We start from the raw sequence: 23,700 nt of genomic DNA, 5'->3' as shown, positions 1-23,700 counted from the left end.
TCGCCGGCCGCGGCCCTCTTGACCTGCGGATTCTTCCCTGGCGGAACCTTGGTAGGCTACGAGCCGTCGGATACGCAGGGTGCTCGGGCCGGAGCACCCAGCAAGCTAGGGGAGAGCTGACGTGACGACGGTTGTGGTGAGCGGTCGTGGGTGAGGGGCCGGTTTACGACCCGGGCGGCAACTGGCAGCTGCCGGGGCCGAATGGGGTGCCGCGGGCTGGGTTTTATGGGGCTGCGGGCTCGGGGGTAGGTGGGCCGGGGTTCCAGTACGACGAGGCGACACTGCAAGAACTGGTCAGGGAGTGGCGAGATCTGGCGGCTGAGTTCCGCACCGACCTCGCACACGCGGAAGTGCTCGCCCGCGCGCAGGGACCAGGTCTCGAATACGCGAGCGGAGGCAACGCGGAACTGATCCGATCGTCCGGTGAGTCCCTGTACTCAACGTTGCAGCAGCGGATCGACTACTGCGAAACGATGGCGAACAAGTACGTCACCGCCCTGGGAAAGTACGCGACCGCCGAAGAGACTCACGCCACGGAAATCGGCAACACCCCGAAGGGCATCATCTAGTGCGCCGGATCATTTTTCCCGTCTGCATCGGATTCGTGGCACTCACCGCGTGTTCACCAGAAACTTCAGGTGTCGCCTCGCCGGCGAACACACCAAGCTCTTCATCGGTCTCGAGCACGAGCCCCGAGGTGCCTGGTCCCGGTGTCCCGAAGGTCGAGTCCCCGATCGACACGGATCAGTTCGCATCCGCGCCGTGCACTGCGATGACCGAATCCCAGGTGATGGAGCTTTTCGGCCGGTCCGTCACACCAAAACCGGACCTGCAGGGGCCGGCCGGCCCAACGTGTACCTGGGACCCGGCGGACGGATCGGGCGCGAGCATCAACCTCATCTTCTCCAAGGTCGACCGACTGGGTCTGACCAGCGTGTATCAGGCAAAGGACAGCACCTACAAGTTCTTCCAGGTTCTCGAATCGGTCGGCGATTACCCCGCGGTGGCGTACGGAACCTCGGATCACCGAGCCGACGGCAGCTGCTCGATCGCAGTCGGCACGAGCGACCGCAACACCGTGGACATCGCCGTCACCCAGTCTCGCGAGAAGATCGGGAAAAGCGACCCTTGCGCGGTCGCCCAAACCGTTGGCGCCAAAGTCCTCGCTACCCTCAAGGGAGGCAATTGATGGCCACCGAAGTGCCGCTGACTGCCGCGCAGATCTACGAACAGGTCACCGGTGGTAATGGCATCGGTTCGTTGGCCGATGCACACGACGGGGCCGGCCAGCTCACCAATCGGATGGTTGAACGGGCTCAGCGGATCAGTGCGCTGCGGGCCAAGACCATGTCCGGGTGGCAAGGTGCCGCTGGGGACTCTGCCGCCGATGCCACCATTCCGCTTGTTCGGGCCGCCGCTGATGATGCTGTTCATCTTGAGACCGCTCGGACGGCTGTCGGGGCTCAGATGGATGCCTTTGGGACGGCCAAGAACTCCGTGAAGCCCGTTGCGCCTCAGCCGCCTGAACTCACCTCTGGTGACCTTCTCAATGTGCTCACCGGGGATGGCCAGTCCTACAACACCAAGGTTGCCGGGTGGCAGGCCGACAGTCAGGCCAACATCGATGCCTTTGGTGCCTACCACTCCGCCAGCACCGCCAACGGCGGGCGGATGCCTGCTCAGTACGCGCAGATCGCGGACTCCGGGGCGCCCGTCTCCATGACCACCCCTGGGCAGGAGACGAGGGGGAAGACCACCACCACTGGGCGGCCCACGACCTTTGCCACTGATACCGGTGAATGGGCGCGGAATCCGCGTCAGCCCGGCGTTTCCGGGCAGGAACGCACCTCTGGGCAGGATCAGAACGTCCAGGCTGGGCGCAACCAGGTGCAGCCCACCAACCAGCAGGGCAACCAGGCTGTGGCGCAGACTCCCGGAGGCGGGTCCTTCGACAGCACCCACGCCAACAACTACGTACCCCAGCCGGTCACTCCCCCGGCCGCTCAGGGCGGGTATCAGTTCGGACCCAGCGGGCAGCTTGTCAGCAACCTCGGCGGCGGCTCCGGTTACCAGCCCTACGGTGACTTCGGGCCGGGCACCGGCGGGTTCGGGCCGGGGACCGGGACCAGCACTGGGACCGGGCCGGGAAACAGCACCAGCGGACGGTACGGCGGCCCGAACGGCGGCGTCGTCACCCCGCGTGGGCCAGGAAGTGGATCCGGTGCCCGTCTTCCCGACGAACGCCTCCCCGGGCAGCCCGGCTCACGCGGTATCGCCGGCGCCCGAGGGGCCAACGGGATGCCCATGGGTACCGCCGCCGGTGGGCGGGGGGCCAAGGACGAAGACAAAGAGAAGAAGACCGCTGCCTACCTGAAGAACCCCGATCCTGACGAGACCTTCGGCGGGTTCATCGAGAAGCCCATGCCGCCCGTCATCGGGGAGAACCGGCCGAAGTAGCCAGGAGGACACGCACCAGTGGTGCTCAAGGCCGACATCTCGCTCGACACCCTGCTCACCGCCCTGCGCCAGGCCGGCTGCGGCGAACCGCACCCGGTCTTCGCCGGGGGTCTGCGGTATGTCCCGCCGTCCGCCGCACGACAGACCAGCCGGGCGGCGTTTGAGGAGCTCAGCGAACACTGCTTCACCCAGGGCGACGGCTTCACGCCCGAATTCGACGACGTCCTTCACCTGCTCGACCGGCCCGCGACGGAGTTCTTCGCCTACGCCCGCGACCTCACCGAACAGATCGGGGTCCTGGTCGCCGCGCGAGGGAGGACTGCCGTCACTGCGGTCTGTCAGGGCACCCGGGTGTGGCTCAAGGGGGTTCCGCCGGACACCCATCCCGTCGACGCGCTCGTCGCGAACCTGCCGCCGTACCGCGCCGCCGAATTCAAGCCCTTCACCCTGCCGCAGCAGGACTTTCGGGACGCGCCGGTCAGCGACGTCTTCGATGACGCGCCGGCGCGCAGCCGGGAGGCGCAACGGCTCGACGATCTCCTGAAGCAGCCGCACGTCGGGATCGGGCAGCTGTACGCCGCCAAGCAGGTGGACGGGCAACGGACCGAAGCGCGGGACTCGCTCAGCTACCTCGACGTCGACGCCGGGCGGGTGGGCATCGGGCTCGCCGGCGAGTACATCACGGTCATGCCCGGGGATCCCGTGGTGCTGGGGCGGAAGGTCGCAGCCCTGCTGGACAGCTGAAAGGGCCGCCACCCGGAACAGGTGGCGGCCCTTTCGGCGACCGGAACTCAGGAAGCGAAGCCGCCCGCACCCGCCCACGACAGGGCGAACGCCGGGACCAGGCCCAGCACCAGCGTCACCGCCGTACCCAGGAAGATCGCCGTTCCCGTGCCGAAGCCCGGGATCGTGACCGTGGGGCCGTCGGCGGCCGGCTCGGAGAAGTACATCAGCACGATCACGCGCAGGTAGAAGAACGCCGCGACCGCGCTGAAGACCAGGGCGATGACCACCAGCGGGGCCATCCCGTCGGACAGGGCCGCCGAGAACACGACGAACTTGCCCACGAAGCCCGACGTCAACGGGATGCCCGCCAGCGCCAGCAACAGGAACGTGAACACCGCGGCCACCAAGGGCGACCGTTTCGCCAGGCCGGCCCACGCCGAGAGGTGCGTCGCCTCGCCAGACGAGTCGCGGACCAGGCTGATCACGCCGAACGCCGCCAGCGTCGTGAAGCCGTACGACAGCAGGTAGAACAGCGTGCTGGACAGGCCGTTCTCGGTGATCGAGATCGCGCCGATCAGCAGGAAGCCCGCGTGGGCGATCGACGAGTACGCGATCATGCGCTTGACGTCGGTCTGGGTCAGGCCCAGCACCGCGCCGATCACCATCGAGATGATCGCGACGCCCCAGAGCACGCCGCGCCACTCCCAGCTCGTGGAGCCGAACGCCACCGACAGCACGCGCAGGATCCCGCCGAACGCGGCGACCTTCGTGCACGCCGCCATGAACGCGGTCACGGGCGTCGGCGCGCCCTGGTAGACGTCCGGGGTCCAGGTGTGGAACGGGCCGACCGACCCCTTGAACAGCAGGCCGACGACCAGCAGGCCGAGGCCGGCGAACAGCAGCGTGTCCGAGCGGTCCGAACCGGCCGCCGCGGCCGCGATGTCACCCAGCTTCACGGAGTTCGCGTAGCCGTAGAGCAGCGCGAGGCCGTAGAGGAAGAACGCTGAGGAGAACGCGCCGAGCAGGAAGTACTTGACCGCCGACTCCTGCGACAGCAACCGCCGGCGCCGCGCCAGGCCGCACATCAGGTACAGCGGCAGGGACAGCACTTCCAGCGCGATGAACATCGTCAGCAGGTCGTTCGACGCGCAGAACGCCATCATGCCGCCGAGCGCGAACAGCGTCAGCGGGAAGACCTCGGTCTGCATGACGGTCGCCGTCTGCGCGCGGTCCTGGACCGTGCCCGGCCGGATGCCGGCCTGCGCGACCAGCGCGCCGCCCGGCTCGACGACGCGGTCCGAGATCAGCAGCACCGCGCCGACCGCCAGGGCCAGCAGCGTGCCCCAGAGGAACAGGGCCGGCTTGTCGATCGAGATCGCGCCGCTGAACGTCTTCACGCCGCCCGCGGGGGCGTCACTCAGCGCGTACTTGATCAGCCAGCCGCCGGCGGCGAGGATCGCGATCAGGCTCAGCCCGACCTGCACGCCGAACCGCGAGCGCTTCGAGGCGAACGCTTCCACCAGCACGCTGAGGCAGGCCGCGCCGAAGATGATCAGCACCGGCAGCACGGCGTTGTAGTCGACCGACGGCGTCGTGATCGGTGGCTCCGGCGCCTGGGTCAGGAGGATGTCGAGCACGGGTTACTTGCCTCCCTGAACCGCGGACAGCGTCTGCTGCACCGTCGGGGTGACTGTGTCGAGCACCGGCTTCGGGTAGAAGCCGAGAACGATGATCAGCACGACCAGCGGCGCGAGGAGTGCGATCTCCCGGCCACTGAGGTCCTTGATGACCTTTGTCGCTCCGGACTGAGCCACGGTTGCCGTGGCTACGGCGCCACCCGACTCCACGCTGGTCGGGGTGGGAGGCCCCTTCGGGGCCGGCGACAACACAGCGTCACCGCGAAGCGGGCCCTGCATCACACGCTGGTAGAGCCAGAGGACGTAGGCCGCGGCCAGGACCATGCCGACCGTCGCGAGGATCGTGTACACCGGCTGGTCCACATAGGACCCGATGAGCACCAGGAACTCGGAGACGAACGAGTTGGTGCCCGGCAGGGACAACGTGGACAGCCCGGCGAGGAGGAACAGGCCCGCGAGCAGCGGGGTCACCTTCGCCATGCCGCCGTAGTCGGAGATCTTCGTCGAGCCGCCGCGCGCGACGACCAGGCCGATCACCACGATCAGCATGCCGGTCGCGAGGCTGTGGTTCAGCATGTACGTCGCCGAGCCGATCATCGCCTGCTCGTTGAACGCGAAGATGCCGAGCGAGATGAAGCCGAAGTGGGCGATCGAGACGTAGGCGATGAACCGCTTCATGTCCCGCTGCCCCGCGGCGAGGATCGAGCCGTAGAGCACGCCGATCACCGAAAGCACCAGCACCAGCGGCGCCAGTGCCTTGCTCGCGTCCGGGAACATCGGCAGGCAGTAGCGCAGGAAGCCGAACGTGCCGACCTTGTCCAGCACGCCGACGAGCAGGACGGCGACGCCGATCGGCGCCTCCCCCGCCGCGTCCGGCAGCCAGGTGTGGAACGGCACGAGCGGCGCCTTGATCGCGAACGCCAGGAAGAAGCCGAGGAACAGCCAGATCTGCGTGCTCAGCGGCGCGTCCCGGACGACCGTGACGAGCGTGGCCCAGTCGAACGTGCCGTGGCCGAGCTTCTTGTCCGCCAGCGAGTACGCCCCGATCGCCGAGGCCAGCATGATCAGGCCGCCGAGGAACGAGTAGAGGAAGAACTTCACCGCCGCGTACTGCCGGTTCGCGCCGCCGTAACCGCCGATGAGGAAGTACATCGGGATCAGCATGATCTCGAACAGCACGTAGAACAGGAAGACGTCCGTCGCGGCGAAGACGCCGATGGTGAGCGCCTCCTGCAGCAGGATCAGCGACAGGAACCCGCCGGCGCTGCGGCCGGGCGGGAGCTTGTCCATCGTGCCGAGCCCGCCGACGACGATCGGCACCAGCAGGGCGATCACCGCGATCATGATCAGCGAGATGCCGTCGGTGCCGAACGCGATGTGCACCCCGAAGCTCGGGATCCAGTCGAAGCTCGACGTCATCTGCAGCCGCGCGCCGGAGGGCGAGTAGCTGAGCCAGAACGGGATGATCAGCAGGAACTCGAGGATCGAGAAGGCGAGCGCGGCCAGCACCGCGGCGCGGTCGTTCCCCTTGAGGAACGCCAGCACCAGGGAGCCGGCGAGCGGCACCAGGATGAGGATCAGCAACCAGGTCATCAGGAGAACCTCACCAGCAGGAGAGCCGCCAGAAGCAGGAACGTGCCGCCGAGCATCGACAGCGCGTAGGACCGGACGAACCCGGTCTGCAGCCGCCTCAGCCGGCCGGAGCCGCCGCCGAGACCGGCGGCGAGGCCGTTGACGGCGCCGTCGACGCCGCGGTTGTCGACGAACACCAGCGCCCGCGAGAGCCAGGTGCCCGGGCGGGCGACCAGCGTCTCGTTGAGCGCGTTGCCGTACAGGTCCTTGCGGGCGGCGCGGGTGACGAACGAGACCCGCTCCGGCCGCTCGACCGGGACCGGACGGCGGAAGATCAGGTACGCGATCAGCACGCCGAGCGCGGCGAACACGAGGGTCAGGATCGGCACGATGTCCGCCGGGATCGGGGTGTGCTCGGCCTCGTGGAACTCGCCGACCGTCGGGGCCAGCCAGTCGACGAACCGGTTGCCGATCGCGAAGAACGCACCGGCGCCGACCGAACCGACCGCGAGGATCGCCATCGGGATCCACATGATCGGCTTCGACTCGTGCGGGTGGAACTCACGGCCGTCCGTCGACTTGATGTCCTTCCAGCGTTCCTTGCCGAAGAACGTCATCATCATCAGGCGGGTCATGTAGAACGCGGTCAGCCCGGCGCCGAGGATCGTGGCGATGCCGAAGACCCAGCCACGCCAGCCTTCCTGGCCGAACGCCGCCTCGATGATGGCGTCCTTGGTGTAGTAGCCGGTGAGGAACGGGAAGCCGATCAGCGCGAGGTAGCCGAGGCCGAAGGTGACGAACGTGATCGGCATCTTCTTGCGGAGACCGCCGAACTTGCGCATGTCGACCTCGTCGTTCATGCCGTGCATGACCGAACCGGCCCCGAGGAAGAGCCCGGCCTTGAAGAAGCCGTGCGCCACCAGGTGCATGATGCCCAGCGCGTAGATCCCCGGGCCGAGGCCGACCGCCAGCATCATGTAGCCGATCTGGCTGACCGTCGAGTACGCGAGGACCTTCTTGATGTCGTCGTACGCACAGCCGATGATGCACCCGAGCAGGAGCGTGAACGCCCCGACCAGCGTGACGATCAGGCGGCCGTCCGGCGTGGCGTTGAAGATGTCGTGCGAGCGGGCCACCAGGTAGACGCCGGCGGTGACCATCGTCGCCGCGTGGATCAGGGCCGAGACCGGGGTCGGGCCCTCCATCGCGTCCGGGAGCCAGGCCTGCAGCGGGAACTGACCGGACTTACCGCAGGCGCCCAGCAGCAGGAAGATCGCCATCGCGGTGATCGCGGCCGGCGGGAACTTGCCGGCGCCCACCGCGTCGAAGACCTGCGCGTAGCCGGTGGACCCGGCGTACTTGAACATGATGAAGATCGCCAGCGCGAGCCCGACGTCACCGACGCGGTTCATCAGGAACGCCTTCTTCGCCGCGGTCGCGGCGGACGGGCGGCCCTGGTACCAGCCGATGAGCAGGTAGGACGCGAGACCCACGCCCTCCCAGCCCAGGTAGAGCGTCACGAAGCTGTTGCCCAGCACCAGGATCAGCATCGAGGCGACGAAGAGGTTCAGGTACGCGAAGAAGCGGTACCGGCCGTCCTCGTGCTCCATGTAGCCGATCGAGTAGAAGTGGATCAGCATGCCGACGCCGGTGATGAGCAGCACGAACGTCAGCGACAGGGCGTCGATCCGGAGCCCGAAGTCGATCTGCAGCGCGCCGGCCGGGATCCACGAGTAGAGCTTGGTGTCCGTCGTGGCCTTGCCGTCAGCCGAGAAGAACAGGATCAGCCCGTAGACGAAGGCGAGGGTGACGGTGGCGGTGCCGAGCAGATGCCCCCACGCCTTCGCGCGCTTGCCCATGAGCAGCAGGACGAGCGCGCCGAGGGCAGGGAGGGCCACCAGCAGCCACGATGATGCGGTCACTCGGTGTCTCCTAGTACTTCAGCAGGTTGGTGTCGTCGACCGAGGCCGAGCGCCGGGTGCGGAAGATCGACATGATGATCGCCAGCCCGACCACGACCTCGGCGGCCGCGACGACCATCACGAAGAAGGCCATGATCTGGCCGTCGAGGCTGCCGTTGATCCGGGCGAACGTCACGAGCGAGAGGTTCACCGCGTTCAGCATCAGCTCGATGCACATGAACACGACGATCGCGTTGCGGCGCACCAGCACGCCGACCGCGCCGATCGAGAACAGCAGCGCCGACAGCAGCAGGTAGTACGTCGGGGTCATTCCTTCTCCCCTTCCGAAGCGGCTTCGGAAGCGACCAGCGCGTGCGCGTCCGGGTGCGGGCGGTCGTCCGCGACAAGCTTGCGTTCCTTCGCCAGCTCGATCGCCGAGGTGGCCTCGATGATCGCCGACAGCGACTCCGGTGCGACCGAACCGTCCGGCAGCAGCGCCGGGGTGGACACCGAGTTGGCGGTGGCGAAGACACCCGGGCCGGGCAGCGGCGAGGGCCGGTCGTGCTCACCGCGGAAGCGCTCGACGACCAGTTCCTTCTGGGTCTTCTTGCCGCCCTTGGCGTGCCGGTCGGTGAAGGCCAGCACCATCGCGCCGACCGCGGCGGTGATGAGCAGCGCCGACGTCAGCTCGAACGGGAACAGGTAGTCGGTGAAGATCAGCCGGCCCAGGCCCTTGGGGCCGCCGCCCGCCGACGTCGCCGAGTCGAGCGGGACGGCCGGGGTGACGGTGTCCAGCGCCCGGTAGATGCCGGTGGCCAGCAGCGCGGCCAGGCCGATGCCCAGCACGGTCGCCGCGAGCCGCTGGCCGCGCAGCACCTCGACGACCGAGTCGGAGCTCTCGCGGCCGACCAGCATCAGCACGAACAGGAACAGCATCATGATCGCGCCGGTGTAGACGATGATCTGCGTGAAGCCCAGGAACGGCGCCGACTGGATCATGTACAGCGCGCCCAGGCTCAGCATGGTCAGCACCAGCCACAGCGCCGAGTGCACGGCGTTGCGCGAGAAGATCATGCCGAGCGCGCCGAGCAGGCAGACCGGGCCGAGGATCCAGAACGCGATGGCCTCGCCGGTCGTCACGCCGGCGGCGGCGCCGGTGGGCGCCTGGGCCAGGAGGGCGGTGATCCCCGTAGTAAAGGACATCACTTCGGGCCCTCCCCGCGCGCCAGTTCGGGGCCGTTCACGTAGTAGTCCTGCTCGTTTTCGCCGAGCCGCATCGGGTGCGGCGGCTGCTCCATGCCGGACAGGAGCGGCGCGAGGAGGTCTTCCTTCGTGTAGATCAGCCGCTGGCGGTCGTCGTCGGCCAGCTCGTAGAAGTTGATCATCGTCAGCGACCGGGTCGGGCACGCCTCGATGCAGAGGCCGCAGCCGATGCAGCGCAGGTAGTTGATCTGGTAGTCGGCGCCGTACCGCTCGCCCGGGGAGTACCGGGCTTCCTCGGTGTTGTCACCGCCCTCGACGAAGATCGCGTCCGCCGGGCACGCCCACGCGCACAGCTCGCAGCCGACGCACTTCTCGAGGCCGTCCGGGTGCCGGTTCAGCTGGTGCCGGCCGTGGTAGCGCGGGGCGGCCGGCGCGCCGGCCTCCGGGTACTCCTCGGTGGCGACCTTCTTGAACATCATCCCGAAGGTGACGCCGAAGCCCTTGACGGGATCAAGAAACCCCATCTTGCGCTCCTTCCTGTGCGGTACCGACGGCCGCCGGCTTGCGCCGGGCCGCCTTCGCCTCGGCCTTGGCCAGGGCTTTCTGACGCGGGGTGGTCTGGGGGACCTTGAGGTCCAGCGGCGGGACCGGGAAACCGCCACCGGTCACCGGCACGACTTCGCTCTCCTCTTCGCGGCCCGACGCGCGGACGTAGAAGAACAGCACGATCAGGATGACGATCGCGATCGCGGCGATGATGATCGACAGTGGCGTCCAGTGGATGACCTTCGCGAAGGTCACCATGACGATCCACACCAGGTTCAGCGGGACCAGGACCTTCCAGCCCAGGCGCATGAACTGGTCGTAGCGCAGGCGGGGCAGCGTGCCGCGCAGCCAGATGAACCCGAAGAGCAGGACGAACATCTTCGCGAAGAACCACAGCACCGGCCACCAGCCGGTGTTGAGCACGTTGTTCCCGATCAGCGACAGCGGCCACGGGGCCATCCAGCCGCCGAGGAACAGCGTGGTGGCGAACGCCGAGACGATCACCATGTTGACGTACTCGGCGAGGAAGAACATCGCGAACTTCATCGAGCTGTACTCGGTGTGGAACCCGCCGACCAGCTCCGACTCGGCCTCGGGGAGGTCGAACGGGGCGCGGTTGGTCTCGCCGACCATCGAGATCAGGTAGATCACGAAGCTCGGCAGCAGGATGAGGAACCACCAGTGCTGCTGCGCGCCGACGATGTCGGCCAGGTTCAGCGAGCCGGACTGCAGGATCACCGCGACGATCGAGAGGCCCATCGCGATCTCGTAGGAGATCACCTGCGCCGCCGAGCGCATGCCGCCGAGCAGCGGGTACGGCGAACCGGACGCCCAGCCGGCGAGCACGATGCCGTACACGCCGATCGAGGAGCAGGCCAGGATCACCAGCACACTGACCGGCAGGTCGAGCAGCTGCAGCACGGTCCGCTCGCCGAAGATCGAGACGACCGGGCCGAACGGGATGGCCGACAGCGCGATCAGCGCGGGCACCGCGGACAGGACCGGCGCGAGGAAGTACACCTTGCGGTCGGCCGTGTCCGGGATGATCTGTTCCTTGAACGGCAGCTTGATCGCGTCCGCCAGGGACTGCAGGTAGCCGCCGGGGCCGACCCGGTTGGGGCCGGGCCGGTTCTGCATCCGGCCGACGGCCTTGCGCTCCCAGACGATCAGGAAGATCGTCATGATCGGCCCGATCAGCAGGATGACCACGGACTTCAGCAGGATCAGCCAGAACGGGTCGTCCGCCAGGAGTGCCGCACGCGTCGCCGCGTCCGGGACACTGCCCACAGCGGCTTCAGCCAGCAACGGTGTCACTGTTCACCCCCAGCGAGGTTCACCACGGCGCCGTGACCGGCACCGAGCGTCTTGGCCACGGCGGAGCCGTCGGAGTTGCCCGGCAGCCACACCACGCCGTCGGGCAGGTCGGCGACCTCGATCGGCAGCGTGATCGCGCCGCGTTCGGTGCTCACCTTGACGGACGCGCCCAGCCCTTCGGCGGTCTTCGCGGACAACCGCGCGACCGGCTTGCGCTGCGTGCCCTTGAGGTGCGGCTCACCGTCCTGCAGGGACCCGTTGTCGATCAGCTGGCGCCAGGTGGACAGGACCGCCTGGCCGGCACCCGGGGCGACCGTGGCTCCCCCGGTCTCCGCGGCGACGTAACCCCAGCGCAGCGCGGAAGCCGCGCCGAGCTTCTCGTAGTCACCACGCGCGGCGGCCGGCGTCTGCGTGAACAGGTCGGTGTCCATCTCGACGGCGAGGGTGTCGAGTACCCGGCAGTCCGGCAGCGAGCCGGTGCCCTCGATGGTGATGTCGAACGGGCGGGTGCGGCCCTCCCAGTTGAGGTAGCTGCCCGCCTTCTCGTCCGACGCGGCCACCGGGAGCACGACGTCCGCGCGCTCGGTCACCGCGCTGTGCCGCAGCTCGAGGCTGACCACAAACCCTGCGGCATCCAGCGCGCGCAGCGCGAGTTCCGGGTCCGGCAGGTCGTACGGGTCGACCCCGCCGACGACCAGGCCGCCGAGCTCGCGCCCCGAGGCGGCCTTCAGGATCTCGGTCGCGTCGCGGCCGGGAGCGGACGGAAGCGGGACGCCCCAGGCGTTTTCGACGGCGACGCGGGCGGCGTCGTCACCGACGCGGCGGCCGCCCGGCAGCAGGCCCGGCACGCACCCGACCTCCAGCGCGCCCCGGTCACCGGCGCGGCGCGGGATCCACGCGAGCCGGACGCCGGTGCGCTCCACCAGGTCGTGCAGCGCGGAGAACAGCCCCGGCACCGAAGCGGCGCGCTCGCCGACGAGGACGACGGCGTTCTCGCCGCTCAGCGCCTCGTCGAGGTCCGGCGCGTGCTTGGTGATGCCCTCGATCGCCGCGGCCTCCTGGCCGGGGACGCAGGCGAGCAGCTCGCCGGACGTCTTGCGCACCGACGACGTCGTCCACTGTCCCAAGTGGACGACCCGGGTGCGGTTCTTGCGGGCCGCCTTGCGCAGCCGCAGGAACACGATCGGCGCCTCGTCCTCGGGGTCGAAGGCCACGCACAGGACCGTGCGGGCCCGCTCGATCTCGCCGAAGGTGACACCGGACTCCGGCGTCACGCCCACGACGTGCGAGGTGAGGAACGCCAGCTCCTCGGCCGAGTGCGCGCGGGCGCGGAAGTCGACGTCGTTGGTCTGCAGGGCGACCCGGGCGAACTTCGAGTACGCGTAGGCGTCCTCGACGGTCAGCCGGCCACCGGGCAGGACGCCGACACCGCCGTTCGAACGGGCCGCGGTGAGGCCCTCGGCGGCGGCACGCAGCGCGTCGGTCCAGGACGCCTCTTCCAGCTCACCGGTCTCGCGGTTGCGGACCAGCGGACGGCGGATGCGGTCCTCGGCATTCGTGTAGCGGAAGGCGAAACGGCCCTTGTCGCAGATCCACTCTTCGTTGACCTCGGGGTCGTCGCCGGCCAGCTTGCGCTGGACCTTGCCGCGGCGGAAGTCGGTCCGCTCGGCGCAGCCGGACGAGCAGTGCTCACAGACGCTCGGCGCGGACACCAGGTCGAACGGGCGGGAGCGGAACCGGTAGGCGGCGCTCGTCAGGGCGCCGACCGGGCAGATCTGGATGACGTTGCCGGAGAAGTAGCTCTGGAACGGCTGGCCGGACGTCGTGCGCGAGGCCAGGTCCAGGACGTCCGCCGTCTCGGCGGTGCCGATCTGCTGGTGGGCGCCGCGTTCGAGGAGCTCGATGAACGGGTCGCCGGCGATCTCGCGGGAGAACCGGGTGCAGCGCTGGCAGAGCACGCAGCGTTCCCGGTCCAGCAGCACCTGCGAGGAGATCGGCAGCGGCTTCGGGAACGTCCGCTTGGTGTCCACGAACCGGGACTCCGTGCGGCCGTGGGCCAGCGCCTGGTTCTGCAGCGGGCACTCGCCGCCCTTGTCGCAGATCGGGCAGTCCAGCGGGTGGTTGATGAGCAGCAGCTCCATCACACCCTGCTGGGCCTTGTCGGCGACCGGCGACGTCAGCTGCGTCTTGACGACCATGCCGTCGGCGACGGTCATCGTGCAGGACGCCTGCGGCTTCGGCATCGGCCGGCCGCCCATCTCGACCTCGACCAGGCACTGGCGGCAGGCGCCCGCCGGGTCGAGGAGCGGGTGGTCGCAGAACCGCGGGATGACCGTGCCGAGGCGTTCGGCCGTGCGGATCAGCAGCTCGCCCTTGGGGGCGATGACCTCTTCGCCGTCGATGACCAGCTTCACGTGGCCTTCGGGAACCGGCGTCTCCTGGGTCTCTGGCTTGTCGGGGGCGATCGTCATGATGCCTGCGCTCCCACGAGTTCGGGCTTGGTCTGTTCGTGCCGGTTCTTCTCGCACAGCGCGAGGAATTCGTCGCGGAAGTACTTGATGCCGCTCTGGATCGGCGACACCGCGCCGTCACCGAGGGCGCAGAACGACCGGCCGAGGATGTTGTCGCAGACGTCGAGGAGGGTGTCGATGTCCTCTTCGGTGCCGTGGCCCTCGACCATGCGCTCGAGGATCTGCGCGAGCCAGTACGTGCCCTCGCGGCACGGTGTGCACTTGCCGCAGGACTCGTGCTCGTAGAACTGCGTCCACTTCATCACGGCCCAGGGCACCGACACCGTCTCGTTGAAGACCTGCACGGCGGTCGTGCCCAGCATCGACCCGGCTTCCGCCGCGCCTTCGAAGTCCAGAGGAACGTCGAGGTGCTCGGCGGTGAACATCGGGGTGGACGAGCCCCCCGGGGTCCAGAACTTGAGCGGGACGCCGTCCTTCATGCCGCCCGCCATGTCGAGCAGCTCGCGCAGCGTGGTACCGAGCGGGCACTCGTACTGGCCGGGCTTCTCGACGTGGCCGGAGATCGAGTAGATCTTCGGGCCGGGCGACTTCTCGCGGCCCATCTCGCGGAACCAGCTCGACCCGCCGTTGACGATGAACGGCGCGCTCGCGATGGTCTCGACGTTGTTGACCGTGGTCGGCGCGGCGTAAAGACCCGCGGCGGCCGGGAACGGCGGCTTGAGCCGCGGCTGGCCACGACGGCCTTCCAGCGAGTCGAGCAGCGCCGTCTCCTCACCGCAGATGTACGCGCCGGCGCCGGCGTGCACGGTGATCTTGAGGTCGAAGCCCGAGCCGAGGATGTTTTCGCCCAGGTAGCCCGCGGCTTCGGCTTCGCGCACGGCCGCGTTGAGCCGGCGGATGCAGTGCAGCGCCTCGCCGCGGACGTAGATGAAGCAGTGGTTGGAGCGCATCGCGTACGAGGCGATGATGCAGCCCTCGATGAGCGAGTGCGGGTCCGCCATCATCAGCGGGATGTCCTTGCACGTGCCCGGCTCGCCCTCGTCGGCGTTGATCACCAGGTAGTGCGGCTTGTCGAAGTTCGGCGGCATGAACGACCACTTGATGCCGGCCGGGAAGCCCGCGCCGCCGCGGCCGCGCAGGCCCGAGTCCTTGACCAGCTGGACGAGCTGCTCCGGCGTGCCGGCGAGCGCCTTGCGGACGGCCGTGTAGCCCTCCAGCGCCTCGTACGTGCCGATCTGCCAGGAGTTCGGCGAGAGCCAGCGCTTCGTGAGGACCGGCGTAATGGGATCTGCCATTACTTCTTCTCCACTTCCGGCAAGGGGACATCGGAAGCCACCGGGGCGACCCAGCCGCGCTCCTGCGCGATCTGCGCGCCCCGCAGGGTTTCGACGGCCTGCGACGGGCCGTCGACGTCCGCGCGGTACTGGCGCTCGTCCTCCGGGAAGAACCCGGCGAGCTGCAGCTCGGCGCCCTTGAAGCTGGTCAGCGGGGCACCGCGCGTCGGGGCCGGCTTCTTGCCCGCCTGCAGCGCGTCGACCAGCGCGACGGCCTTGTCCTCGGTCTGGTTGTCGAAGAACTCGTAGTTGACCTGGATGACCGGCGCGAGGTCGCAGGCCGCGAGGCACTCGGCGTGCTCCAGGGTGATCGAGCCCGGCTCGTTCGGCGTGCCCGCGGTTTCGTTCTGCCCCAGCGGCTCCGACTCGGACCCGAGGTGCGTCTGGAGCTTCTTGTAGATCGCGTCGCCGCCCATGGCCGCGCACAGCGTGTTCGTGCAGACGCTCACCAGGTGCTCACCGCACGGGCGGCGCTTGTACATCGTGTAGAACGTCGCGACCGCGCCGACCTCGGCGTCGGACAGCTCGAGCTGGTTCGCGCAGAACGCGATGCCCTCCTGGCTGACGTACCCCTGCACCGACTGCACGAGGTGCAGCATCGGCAGCAGCGCCGAGCGGGCCACCGGGTAGCGCGCGATGATCGCCTGCGCGCGGTCGACGACCCCGGCGTCGAAGATGTCCTCGAGCGGCGTTTCCGCCAGGATCCCTTCGGCCACGGCGGGATCCGGCGCGATGGCGATCACGTCGACGTCGCCACCGGCGGCCGCGTGGGTCTGGTCGGCCGCGTTCGGCCCGGGTTCGGGCACTGCGGTACTTGAGGTCATCGGTCCACTCCCCCCATGACGGGGTCGATCGAGGCGATGGCGGCGATCACGTCCGCGACCAGGCCGCCTTCGGCCATTGCGGGCATCGACTGCAGGTTCACGAAGCTCGGTTCGCGCACGTGGACCCGCAGCGGCCGCGTGCCGCCGTCGGACACCAGGTGCGCGCTCAGCTCGCCGCGCGGCGACTCGACCGAGGTGTACACCTGCCCGGCCGGCACCTTGAAGCCCTCGGTGACCAGCTTGAAGTGGTGGATCAGGGACTCCATCGACTGGCCCATGATCTTCTTGACGTGCTCGAGCGAGTTGCCCATGCCGTCGCTGCCGATGGACAGCTGCGCGGGCCAGGCGACCTTCTTGTCCTCGACCATGACCGGGCCCGGCTCGAGCTTCTCCAGGCACTGCTCGATGATCTTGAGGCTCTCGTGCATCTCGTGCACCCGGATCAGGTAGCGCGACCAGCAGTCGGCGCCGTTGTCGACCGGCACGTCGAAGTCGAACTCCTCGTAGCAGGAGTACGGCTCGGTCTTGCGCAGGTCCCACGGCAGGCCCGCGGACCGCAGCACCGGACCGGTGACGCCGAGCGCGAGGCACGCGTCGACCGGCAGGTACCCGACACCCTTGAGCCGGTTGCGCCAGATCGGCTGCCCGGTGAAGAGCTTGTCGTACAGCGGAAGGCGTTCCTTCATCGTCTTGACGAATTCGGTGACCTTCTCGCGGTAGTCCTCGGGCATGTCCTGCGCGAGGCCGCCGGGGCGGATGAACGCGTGGTTCATGCGCAGGCCGGTGAGGTGCTCCAGCAGGTGCAGCACGACCTCGCGCTCGCGGAAGCCGAGCGTCATCGCGGTGGTGGCGCCGAGCTCCATGCCGCCGGTGGCGATGTAGACCAGGTGCGAGCCGATGCGGTTGATCTCCAGCAGCATCACGCGCAGCAGCTGCGCGCGGCGCGGGGCCTCGATCTGCAGCAGCTTCTCGACGCCGAGGCAGTACGCCATCTCCGTCGAAAGCGGGGCCAGGTAGTCCATCCGCGTCACGAACGTGACGCCCTGGGTCCAGGTCCGGTACTCGCAGTTCTTCTCGATACCGGTGTGGAGGTAGCCGATGACCGACCGCAGCTGCGTGACGGTCTCGCCCTCCATCTCCAGCACGAGCCGGAGCACGCCGTGCGTCGACGGGTGCTGCGGGCCCATGTTGATGACCATGCGCTCGTCGTGCGCCGCGTCGGCGACGACGTCGTCCCAGTCACCGCCGGAGACCGAGTAGACGCGGCCTTCGGTCGTGTCGCGCGAGTCGGCCTCGGGAACTTGAGTGGCGTCTTCGTTAATCGTCACGAGTACGACCTCCGCTGGTCCGGCGGCGGGATCTCCGCGCCCTTGTATTCGACCGGGATCCCGCCGAGCGGGTAGTCCTTGCGCTGGGGGTGGCCGTCCCAGTCGTCCGGCATGAGGATGCGGGTGAGCGCGGGGTGGCCGTCGTAGACGATGCCGAACATGTCCCAGGTCTCCCGCTCCTGCCAGTCGGCGGTCGGGTAGATCCCGACCAGCGACGGCACGTGCGCGTCCTCGATGTCGAGGGTGACCTCGAGCCGGATGCGGCGGCGGTAGGTCAGGGACGTGAAGTGGTACACCGAGTGCAGCCGCTGCGGGACGTCGACGCCGTAGTCCACCCCGGACACCGAGCTCAGCAGCTCGAAGCGCAGGCCGCCGTCGTCGCGCAGGACCTTCGCGATCGCCGGCAGCTGCTCGCGGGCGACGTAGAAGGTGATCTCGCCGCGGTCGACCGTGGTCTGCAGGATCGCGTCGGCGGGGATCTTGTTGTCCGACAGGGCGGCGTAGAACTCGTCGGCGAACTGGTCGAACCAGCCGCCGTACGGCCGCTCGGCCGGCGCCGGGTGGTAGGCGGGCAGCCGGACGCCGCCGTAGCCGGAGGTGTCGCCGGTGCCGTGGACGCCGAACATGCCCTGGCGTTCGCGGCCGGTGACGACCGGCTCGGCGGGGCGGGTGCCGCGGGGTTCGAGGCCGCCTTCGGGACGATCGGCGCTGGACTGCTCTTCGCCGGGTTTCGGGTTCTCAGCCATGGTTCTACTTCTTCGCGTACTTGATCGACGACGCGACGAGCTCGGTGCGGGCCCCGCTGGCGGCGCGGATCGCGGCGCGGCGGGCGTTGATCGGCTCGTCCTGGATCTTGGCGTGCAGCTTGAGGATCGCGTCCAGCAGCATCTCCGGCCGCGGCGGGCAGCCGGGCAGGTACATGTCGACCGGCACGATGTGGTCGACGCCCTGGACCACGGCGTAGTTGTTGAACATGCCGCCGGAGGAGGCGCAGACGCCCATGGCGAGCACCCACTTGGGCTCGGCCATCTGGTCGTAGATCTGGCGCAGGACCGGGGCCATCTTCTGGGTGACCCGGCCGGCGACGATCATCAGGTCGGCCTGGCGCGGTGTCGCGCTGAAGCGCTCCATGCCGAACCGGGCGATGTCGTAGCGGGAACCGCCGACCGTCATCATCTCGATCGCGCAGCAGGCCAGCCCGAAGGTGGCGGGCCACATGGAGTTCTTCCGCGCCCAGTTGACGAGACCTTCGAGGCTGGCCAGCAGGATGCCGTTGGGGAGTTTCTCTTCGAGGCCCATGGGTCTAGTTCCAATCCAGGCCGCCGCGCCGCCACACGTAGGCGTACGCGAAGCCGACCGTCGCGATGAACAGCAGGATCTCCACCAGGCCGAACGTGCCCAGCGCGTCCGCCTGCACGGCGAACGGGTAGAGGAAGACCATCTCGATGTCGAACAGGATGAACAGCATCGCGGTGATGTAGTACGCCACCGGCATCCGGCCGCCGCCGACGAGCGGCTGCGGGGACGGTTCGATGCCGCATTCGTAGGCCTCGAGCTTGGCCTTGTTGTAGCGGCTGGGGCCGACGAGCGGGCCCAGCAGCACCGACAGCGTGGCGAACGCCAGCGCCAGCACGAACAACAGGACCAGGGGCAGGTAGGGCTTCAGGCTCGGGGCCTGCTGCGCCAGGTTCACTGCGTCCGTTTGGGTCAGCACGGGCAACATCAGCACGGGGTCTTCGCCATCCTTTCCGCGCCGCTGCGGTTTTGCTTGTGGTGGGAACCGCTCAGCCTCGTCGGCACCCTAAGGGACCTGGGTCACACCGCCGAGGGTCAGGGTCTCCTTACGGCCCGTGGCTGTCCTCAGGCCAGCTTGTGAAATAGTTCACAAGCCACTCGTCGTGGATGTGAAGCGATTCACAAAGCATGGGGGGAGTGTAGGACGCGACTCACATTCTTGTCCCTAGGCCCCCGTGTTATGAGGGTGCCCTAACTTCCGGCGCCATCGTTGTCACGACCCGGCAACGGCGCGCGTGCGACCTGCACGAAGACGTTTCATGATCACGCCACGACCGGACAAACAGGGCGCCGACCTGTGACCTATCCCACTGGCCGCACGGCCAACTTGCTAGGCCGGTCGAGTGTCCGCGCGCGAAGAAGGGCGGCACTTTCACGTGAAAGTGCCGCCCTTGTCAGCGAGCTTCTCGGAGTCAGCGGGGGCTGGGGGTCACCTTCGCGAGGGCCGAGATCAGGCGGTCGACGCCGTCGCCGCCCTTGGCGTCGTAGCAGCCCGACAGGCCCTTGTAGACCAGCGGGAGGATCTTGTTGACGCGCAGGCCGTACTTGGTGCACGCGTGCATGATCTTCGGCTTGCCGATGATCTTCGCGAAGACGTTCCCCAGCTGGTAGTAGCCGCCCATCAGCTCGCGGACCGCGCGCGGGTACGCCTCCAGCGCGCGCTCGCGCGACGGGCCCTCGCGCCGGGCCAGGGCCTGCACCACGACCTCCGCCGCGATCTGGGCGGACTCCATCGCCGCCGAGATGCCTTCGCCGTTGAACGGGCTGACCATGCCGCCCGCGTCGCCGAGCAGCAGCAGGCCGTCGCGGTAGTGCGGGGTGCGGTTGAAGCCCATCGGGAGGCCGGCGCCGCCGACCTTGCCGATCGCGTTCTCTTCGCGGTAGCCCCACTCCTCCGGCGTGCCGTCGAGCCACTGGCGCAGCAGCGCGCGGTAGTCGGTGTTCCGGAACGACGCCGACGTCGAGAGCATGCCAAGGCCGACGTTCACCGTGCCGTCGCCGAGCGGGAACGCCCAGCCGTACCCCGGCAGCAGCTTCGGGTCGCGCGGGTCGGACCGGTCCCACAGCTCGAGGTGGCCCTCGATGAACGGGTCGTCGTGGCGCGGGCTCTTGTAGTACTGGCGCACCGCGACGCCCATCGGGCGCTTCTCGTTCTTCTGGATGCCGACGCTCAGCGCGAGCCGCGCGGACACGCCGTCGCAGGCCAGCACCAGCGGCGCGTAGTACTTCACCGGCGTCCGTTCCGGGCCGACCTTCGCCTCGACGCCGATCACGCGCCCGGTCGGGCCGGTGATCGCGCTCGTGACGGTCGTGCGCTCGTACAGCCGCGCGCCCGCCTTCACCGCGAGCTTCGCCAGCAGGTCGTCGAAGTCGTGACGGGTGCGGGAAACGCCGTACGGCGGGTAGCTGGTGAGGTCCGGCCAGTCGAGCTCCAGCGTCAGGTCGCCGGTGAGGATCCGCAGGCCGCGGCTCTGCACCCAGCCGGCTTCCTCGCTCGTGTCGATGCCCAGGTCGATCAGCTGCTTGACGCCACGCGGGGTCAGGCCGTCGCCGCAGACCTTCTCGCGCGGGAACTCGGTCTTCTCCAGCAGCAGGACGTCGACGCCCGACCGGGCGAGGTAGGTCGCGACGGTGGACCCGGCCGGTCCGGCGCCGACGACGATGACTTCGGCGTCCTGGTCAGGGCTACGACGGCTCATGGCCGCAGTTTATGCGGGCTTTCGGGCGCGGTGGATCGCGACGACACCGAATGTGAGGTTCAACCACTCGACGTCGGCCCAGCCCGCGCTCGCGATGATCTCGCCGAGCGTGCGCTGATCCGGCCAGGCCAGCATCGATTCGGCCAGGTAGGAGTAGGCCTCCGGGTTGGACGACGTCCGCTTGCCGACCCACGTGAGCAGCTTCAGCATGAACCGCCGGTGGATGAACCGGATCGGGGGGAACGGCGGTGTCGAGACCTCGCAGATCACCAGGCGCCCACCCGGCTTGACCACGCGGGCGATCTCGGTGAGCGCGGCCTTCGTGTCGACGAAGTTGCGCAGCGCCAGCGAGATCGTCACCGCGTCGAAGCTCTCGTCGGCGAACGGCAGGTTCAGCGCGTCGGCCGCGACCATCGGGACCTTGCGGTGGAGCCCGGCCCGGAGCATGCCGAACGAGAAGTCCGCGGCCAGGCACCAGGCGCCACCGCGGGCGTACTCGACGGTGGACACCCCGGTGCCGGCGGCGAGGTCCAGGACCTTCTCGCCGCGGCGGGCGTCGAGCACGCGGGCGGTGGTGGTGCGCCAGCGGCGGTCGAAGCCGAAGGTCATGAACGAGTTCGCCCGGTCGTACCCGTCCGCGACACCGTCGAACATGGCGGCGACTTCGTGCGGGTCCTTGTCCAGGCTGGCGCGTGACATGGCTTGAGATTAGCTGTGGGTCCTGCGGAAGCTGACGAGCACCAGCCAGATCAGCCCGCCGAAGCGCCCGACCGGGATCAGCGGGTAGAGCACGGACGTCAGCATCCCGAACGCCGACAGCGCGGCCAGCGCCGCGATCACCAGGCCGAGCACCGACAGCCAGCGCGGCAGGTCCAGCGTCCGGGCGAGGACGGCGATGAGCAGCGCGAGCGGCACCGCGAAGCCGAACGCCCCGGCCGCGAACGCCAGTGACGTGAAGGGCCGGGCGAACTCGGGGTTCTGCGCGGCCGTCCAGGTCGCGAGGCCGCTCAGCAGCAGGCTCCCCGAAGCGAGGAGACCACCGGCGAAGCCCAGGCCGGGCGGTCTCACGGCCGAGGTCCAGGTCGCGAGCGACAACCCGGCGGCGAAGACGGCCAGCGCCAGCAGCTGGACCAGGCCGTGATGGCTCGCGTCGTAGGCGGCGACGTCGGCCGCGGAGGAGTCCGGGCGGGTGCCGGTGGCGCCGAGGACGCCCCCGGCGACGGTGAACAGGCCGTAAGCGATGACCGCAATTCGTTTCATGACGTCAACGATTACAGTGGTGTAATGAATTGTCAACGACTATCGTTCCGGCCATGGAAGCGAAGAGACCGCGGCTGGGCAGCGCGTTCCTGCTCGCCCAGGTGGGCGCGCACGCGGCCCAGCGGTTCACCGAACGCATCGCGGAACTGGACCTGACCCCGGCGCAGGTCGGGCTGCTGCGGCTCGTCGCGGTGCGGCCGGGCCAGAGCCAGCAGACCCTCGCCAAGCAGCTCGGCACCCCGGCGACCCGGCTGGTCCCCCTGGTCGACGGGCTGGAGAAACGCGGCCTGATCGAACGGCGCCGCAACCAGGAGGACCGGCGGCTCTACGCGGTCGAGCTGAGCGAGGACGGGCGCGCCATGATGGGCCGGATCGCGCAGGCCGGCGCGGCCCACGAGCGGACGATGACGGCGGTCCTGACCGACGACGAGCGCGACGTCCTGCACGGCCTGCTGAGCAAGGTCGCCGAGGACCAGGGGCTCACGCCGGGCGTCCACCCCGGCTACGCGCGTGGCCGGCTGTCCTGATCAGCGGAAGGTGGCCAGCATCCCGGCCACCGCGGCGGGCCAGGTGAACTCCTCGGCCCGCGCCCGGGCCGCCGCGCGACGCAGGTCCTCGGGGCGGTCCAGGAGGTTCGTGACGGCCGAGGCGAACGCCGGCGCGTGGTCGTCGACCGCCGCGCCGCACCCCGGCCGGACGATCTCCCGCAGCGCCGACGACGCCGAAACCACCACCGGCGTCCCGGACGCGAGGGCCTCCAGCGCGGCCAGGCCGAACGTCTCGTGCGGGCCCGGCGCGAGCGACACGTCCGCGCTGGCCAGCAGCCGCGCGACGTCACCGCGGCCGGACAGGAACCCCAGGAACGTCACCGGCAGGCCGCGCGCCCGGCGTTCGAGGGCGCGGCGTCGCGGGCCGTCCCCGGCGACGACCAGCCGCACCCGCGCGCCCGCCTCCGTCAGCTCGGCGACGGTGTCCACGCTGCGCTCCACGTGTTTCTCCGGCGACAGCCGTCCACAGTGGACGAGCAGGGCGTCCGCTCCCCCGGCCAGGCCGGCGCGCCAGCCGTCGTCGCGCATGGCGGGCCGGAACGTCGCCAGGTCGACGCCGAAGGGCACCCGGCGGACGTTCGGCGCGGCGATCCGGTCGAACTCCGCCCGCGCGAACGCCGTCGTGCACACGACCGTGTCATAGCTCGCGGCCATCCGGCGGTTGGCGACGTCGGCGACGCGGCGCGCGACGACCTCGGGCAGCAGGAACTGCTCCAGCAGCCGGTCGAGGCGCTCGTGGGAGATCACCGTGCTGGGGACGCCGTGGCGCCGCGCCCAGCCGCCCATCCCCCGCAGCGTCAGCCGGTCGGACACCTCGAGGCGGTCCGGTTCGAGCTTGCGCAGCACCGTGCGGACGCGGTGCGGGTCGACGGCGCGGTAGCCGCCGGTGCCCGGGATCTTCGGCGCCGGCAGCGAGAACCGGCGGACGCCGGTGGGCAGGACCTCGTCGGCGTAGCGGGTGCCGGGCACCACGAGCGTCACCTCGTGCCCGCTCGCCACGTACCCGGCGCCCAGGTGGTGCAGCGCCGTGCGCAGCCCGCCCGAGCGTGGCCCGTAGAAGTTCGCGAGCTGGACGATGTGCATGC

At 69.3% G+C, this 23,700-nt stretch carries 23 protein-coding genes; 5 read left to right on the top strand and 18 right to left on the bottom strand.

Going from position 1 to position 23,700, the window contains the following annotated elements; translation table 11 throughout:
* Positions 1–146 precede the first annotated feature (146 nt).
* From ACGFMK_RS04365 to ACGFMK_RS04350, 4 genes are read left to right on the top strand one after another with little or no spacing between them, the layout of a single operon-like run.
* Complete coding sequence (locus tag ACGFMK_RS04365) at positions 147–569, top strand: hypothetical protein (protein WP_392758316.1); 423 nt, start codon at positions 147–149, stop codon at positions 567–569.
* Complete coding sequence (locus ACGFMK_RS04360) at positions 569–1,189, top strand: DUF3558 domain-containing protein (protein ID WP_392758314.1); 621 nt, start codon at positions 569–571, stop codon at positions 1,187–1,189. The genes ACGFMK_RS04365 and ACGFMK_RS04360 overlap by 1 nt, the downstream gene beginning before the upstream one ends.
* Positions 1,189–2,457, top strand: coding sequence for a hypothetical protein (locus ACGFMK_RS04355; protein ID WP_392758313.1), 1,269 nt, complete (start codon positions 1,189–1,191; stop codon positions 2,455–2,457). The genes ACGFMK_RS04360 and ACGFMK_RS04355 overlap by 1 nt, the downstream gene beginning before the upstream one ends.
* Positions 2,458–2,475: 18 nt before the next feature.
* On the top strand, positions 2,476–3,201 hold the full coding sequence (locus ACGFMK_RS04350) for an ESX secretion-associated protein EspG (RefSeq protein ID WP_392758311.1): 726 nt from the start codon (positions 2,476–2,478) through the stop codon (positions 3,199–3,201).
* Between the two features lie 47 nt (positions 3,202–3,248).
* Here the strand turns inward: ACGFMK_RS04350 and nuoN are convergent, their stop codons facing one another.
* From nuoN to ACGFMK_RS04265, 17 genes are all read right to left on the bottom strand, one after another.
* Positions 3,249–4,820: an NADH-quinone oxidoreductase subunit NuoN gene (gene nuoN, locus ACGFMK_RS04345; protein WP_392758309.1), complete on the bottom strand. Its 1,572-nt coding sequence runs from the start codon at positions 4,818–4,820 to the stop codon at positions 3,249–3,251.
* A 3-nt stretch (positions 4,821–4,823) separates the two neighbouring features.
* Positions 4,824–6,413: an NADH-quinone oxidoreductase subunit M gene (locus tag ACGFMK_RS04340; protein ID WP_392758308.1), complete on the bottom strand. Its 1,590-nt coding sequence runs from the start codon at positions 6,411–6,413 to the stop codon at positions 4,824–4,826.
* Positions 6,413–8,314, bottom strand: coding sequence for an NADH-quinone oxidoreductase subunit L (gene nuoL, locus ACGFMK_RS04335; protein WP_392758307.1), 1,902 nt, complete (start codon positions 8,312–8,314; stop codon positions 6,413–6,415). The genes ACGFMK_RS04340 and nuoL overlap by 1 nt, the downstream gene beginning before the upstream one ends.
* Before the next feature lie 10 nt (positions 8,315–8,324).
* The gene (gene nuoK, locus ACGFMK_RS04330) at positions 8,325–8,624 is read right to left on the bottom strand and encodes an NADH-quinone oxidoreductase subunit NuoK (protein WP_392758305.1); all 300 of its coding nucleotides are present in this window, start codon (positions 8,622–8,624) and stop codon (positions 8,325–8,327) included.
* Positions 8,621–9,496 (bottom strand): NADH-quinone oxidoreductase subunit J, encoded by an 876-nt coding sequence (locus ACGFMK_RS04325; RefSeq protein ID WP_392758304.1) that lies wholly within the window; start codon positions 9,494–9,496, stop codon positions 8,621–8,623. Before ACGFMK_RS04325 ends, nuoK begins: the two co-directional genes overlap by 4 nt.
* Positions 9,496–10,020, bottom strand: a complete 525-nt coding sequence (gene nuoI, locus ACGFMK_RS04320; RefSeq protein ID WP_392758302.1) for an NADH-quinone oxidoreductase subunit NuoI — start codon at positions 10,018–10,020, stop codon at positions 9,496–9,498. Before nuoI ends, ACGFMK_RS04325 begins: the two co-directional genes overlap by 1 nt.
* On the bottom strand, positions 10,007–11,356 hold the full coding sequence (gene nuoH / locus ACGFMK_RS04315) for an NADH-quinone oxidoreductase subunit NuoH (RefSeq protein WP_392758300.1): 1,350 nt from the start codon (positions 11,354–11,356) through the stop codon (positions 10,007–10,009). The genes nuoI and nuoH overlap by 14 nt, the downstream gene beginning before the upstream one ends.
* Positions 11,353–13,827 carry an NADH-quinone oxidoreductase subunit G gene (locus ACGFMK_RS04310; RefSeq protein ID WP_392758299.1) on the bottom strand — a complete coding sequence of 825 codons (2,475 nt, stop codon included), beginning with the start codon at positions 13,825–13,827 and terminating at the stop codon, positions 11,353–11,355. Before ACGFMK_RS04310 ends, nuoH begins: the two co-directional genes overlap by 4 nt.
* A complete protein-coding gene (gene nuoF, locus ACGFMK_RS04305; protein WP_323329406.1) occupies positions 13,824–15,122 on the bottom strand; it encodes an NADH-quinone oxidoreductase subunit NuoF in 1,299 nt (432 codons plus the stop codon). The genes ACGFMK_RS04310 and nuoF overlap by 4 nt, the downstream gene beginning before the upstream one ends.
* Positions 15,122–15,985, bottom strand: coding sequence for an NADH-quinone oxidoreductase subunit NuoE (gene nuoE, locus ACGFMK_RS04300; protein WP_392758298.1), 864 nt, complete (start codon positions 15,983–15,985; stop codon positions 15,122–15,124). Before nuoE ends, nuoF begins: the two co-directional genes overlap by 1 nt.
* A complete protein-coding gene (locus ACGFMK_RS04295) occupies positions 15,982–17,313 on the bottom strand; it encodes an NADH-quinone oxidoreductase subunit D (protein WP_392758296.1) in 1,332 nt (443 codons plus the stop codon). Before ACGFMK_RS04295 ends, nuoE begins: the two co-directional genes overlap by 4 nt.
* Positions 17,310–18,059: an NADH-quinone oxidoreductase subunit C gene (locus ACGFMK_RS04290; RefSeq protein ID WP_392758295.1), complete on the bottom strand. Its 750-nt coding sequence runs from the start codon at positions 18,057–18,059 to the stop codon at positions 17,310–17,312. The genes ACGFMK_RS04295 and ACGFMK_RS04290 overlap by 4 nt, the downstream gene beginning before the upstream one ends.
* Before the next feature lie 4 nt (positions 18,060–18,063).
* Positions 18,064–18,612: an NADH-quinone oxidoreductase subunit B family protein gene (locus tag ACGFMK_RS04285; protein WP_086863694.1), complete on the bottom strand. Its 549-nt coding sequence runs from the start codon at positions 18,610–18,612 to the stop codon at positions 18,064–18,066.
* 4 nt (positions 18,613–18,616) lie between these two features.
* The gene (locus ACGFMK_RS04280; protein WP_323329734.1) at positions 18,617–19,036 is read right to left on the bottom strand and encodes an NADH-quinone oxidoreductase subunit A; all 420 of its coding nucleotides are present in this window, start codon (positions 19,034–19,036) and stop codon (positions 18,617–18,619) included.
* A gap of 484 nt (positions 19,037–19,520) precedes the next feature.
* Positions 19,521–20,807 (bottom strand): geranylgeranyl reductase family protein, encoded by a 1,287-nt coding sequence (locus ACGFMK_RS04275; protein ID WP_392758294.1) that lies wholly within the window; start codon positions 20,805–20,807, stop codon positions 19,521–19,523.
* Between the two features lie 9 nt (positions 20,808–20,816).
* On the bottom strand, positions 20,817–21,506 hold the full coding sequence (locus ACGFMK_RS04270) for a demethylmenaquinone methyltransferase (protein WP_392758292.1): 690 nt from the start codon (positions 21,504–21,506) through the stop codon (positions 20,817–20,819).
* 9 nt (positions 21,507–21,515) lie between these two features.
* On the bottom strand, positions 21,516–22,067 hold the full coding sequence (locus ACGFMK_RS04265; RefSeq protein ID WP_392758291.1) for a DUF4386 domain-containing protein: 552 nt from the start codon (positions 22,065–22,067) through the stop codon (positions 21,516–21,518).
* A 53-nt stretch (positions 22,068–22,120) separates the two neighbouring features.
* On the opposite strand from ACGFMK_RS04265, the gene ACGFMK_RS04260 reads away from it, so the two are divergent.
* Positions 22,121–22,594, top strand: coding sequence for a MarR family winged helix-turn-helix transcriptional regulator (locus ACGFMK_RS04260; RefSeq protein WP_392758289.1), 474 nt, complete (start codon positions 22,121–22,123; stop codon positions 22,592–22,594).
* On the opposite strand, the gene ACGFMK_RS04255 is transcribed toward ACGFMK_RS04260, so the two are convergent.
* Entirely contained in the window at positions 22,595–23,698 is a 1,104-nt protein-coding gene (locus tag ACGFMK_RS04255; protein ID WP_392758622.1) for a glycosyltransferase family 4 protein, read from the bottom strand.
* Between the last annotated feature and the right edge of the window lie 2 nt (positions 23,699–23,700).

The sequence above is a fragment of the Amycolatopsis sp. NPDC049252 genome (assembly GCF_043197175.1).
Taxonomy (GTDB): Bacteria; Actinomycetota; Actinomycetes; order Mycobacteriales; family Pseudonocardiaceae; genus Amycolatopsis.
Note: the sequence above shows the minus strand (reverse complement) of the source record. Positions and strands in the feature narration are given on the sequence as shown.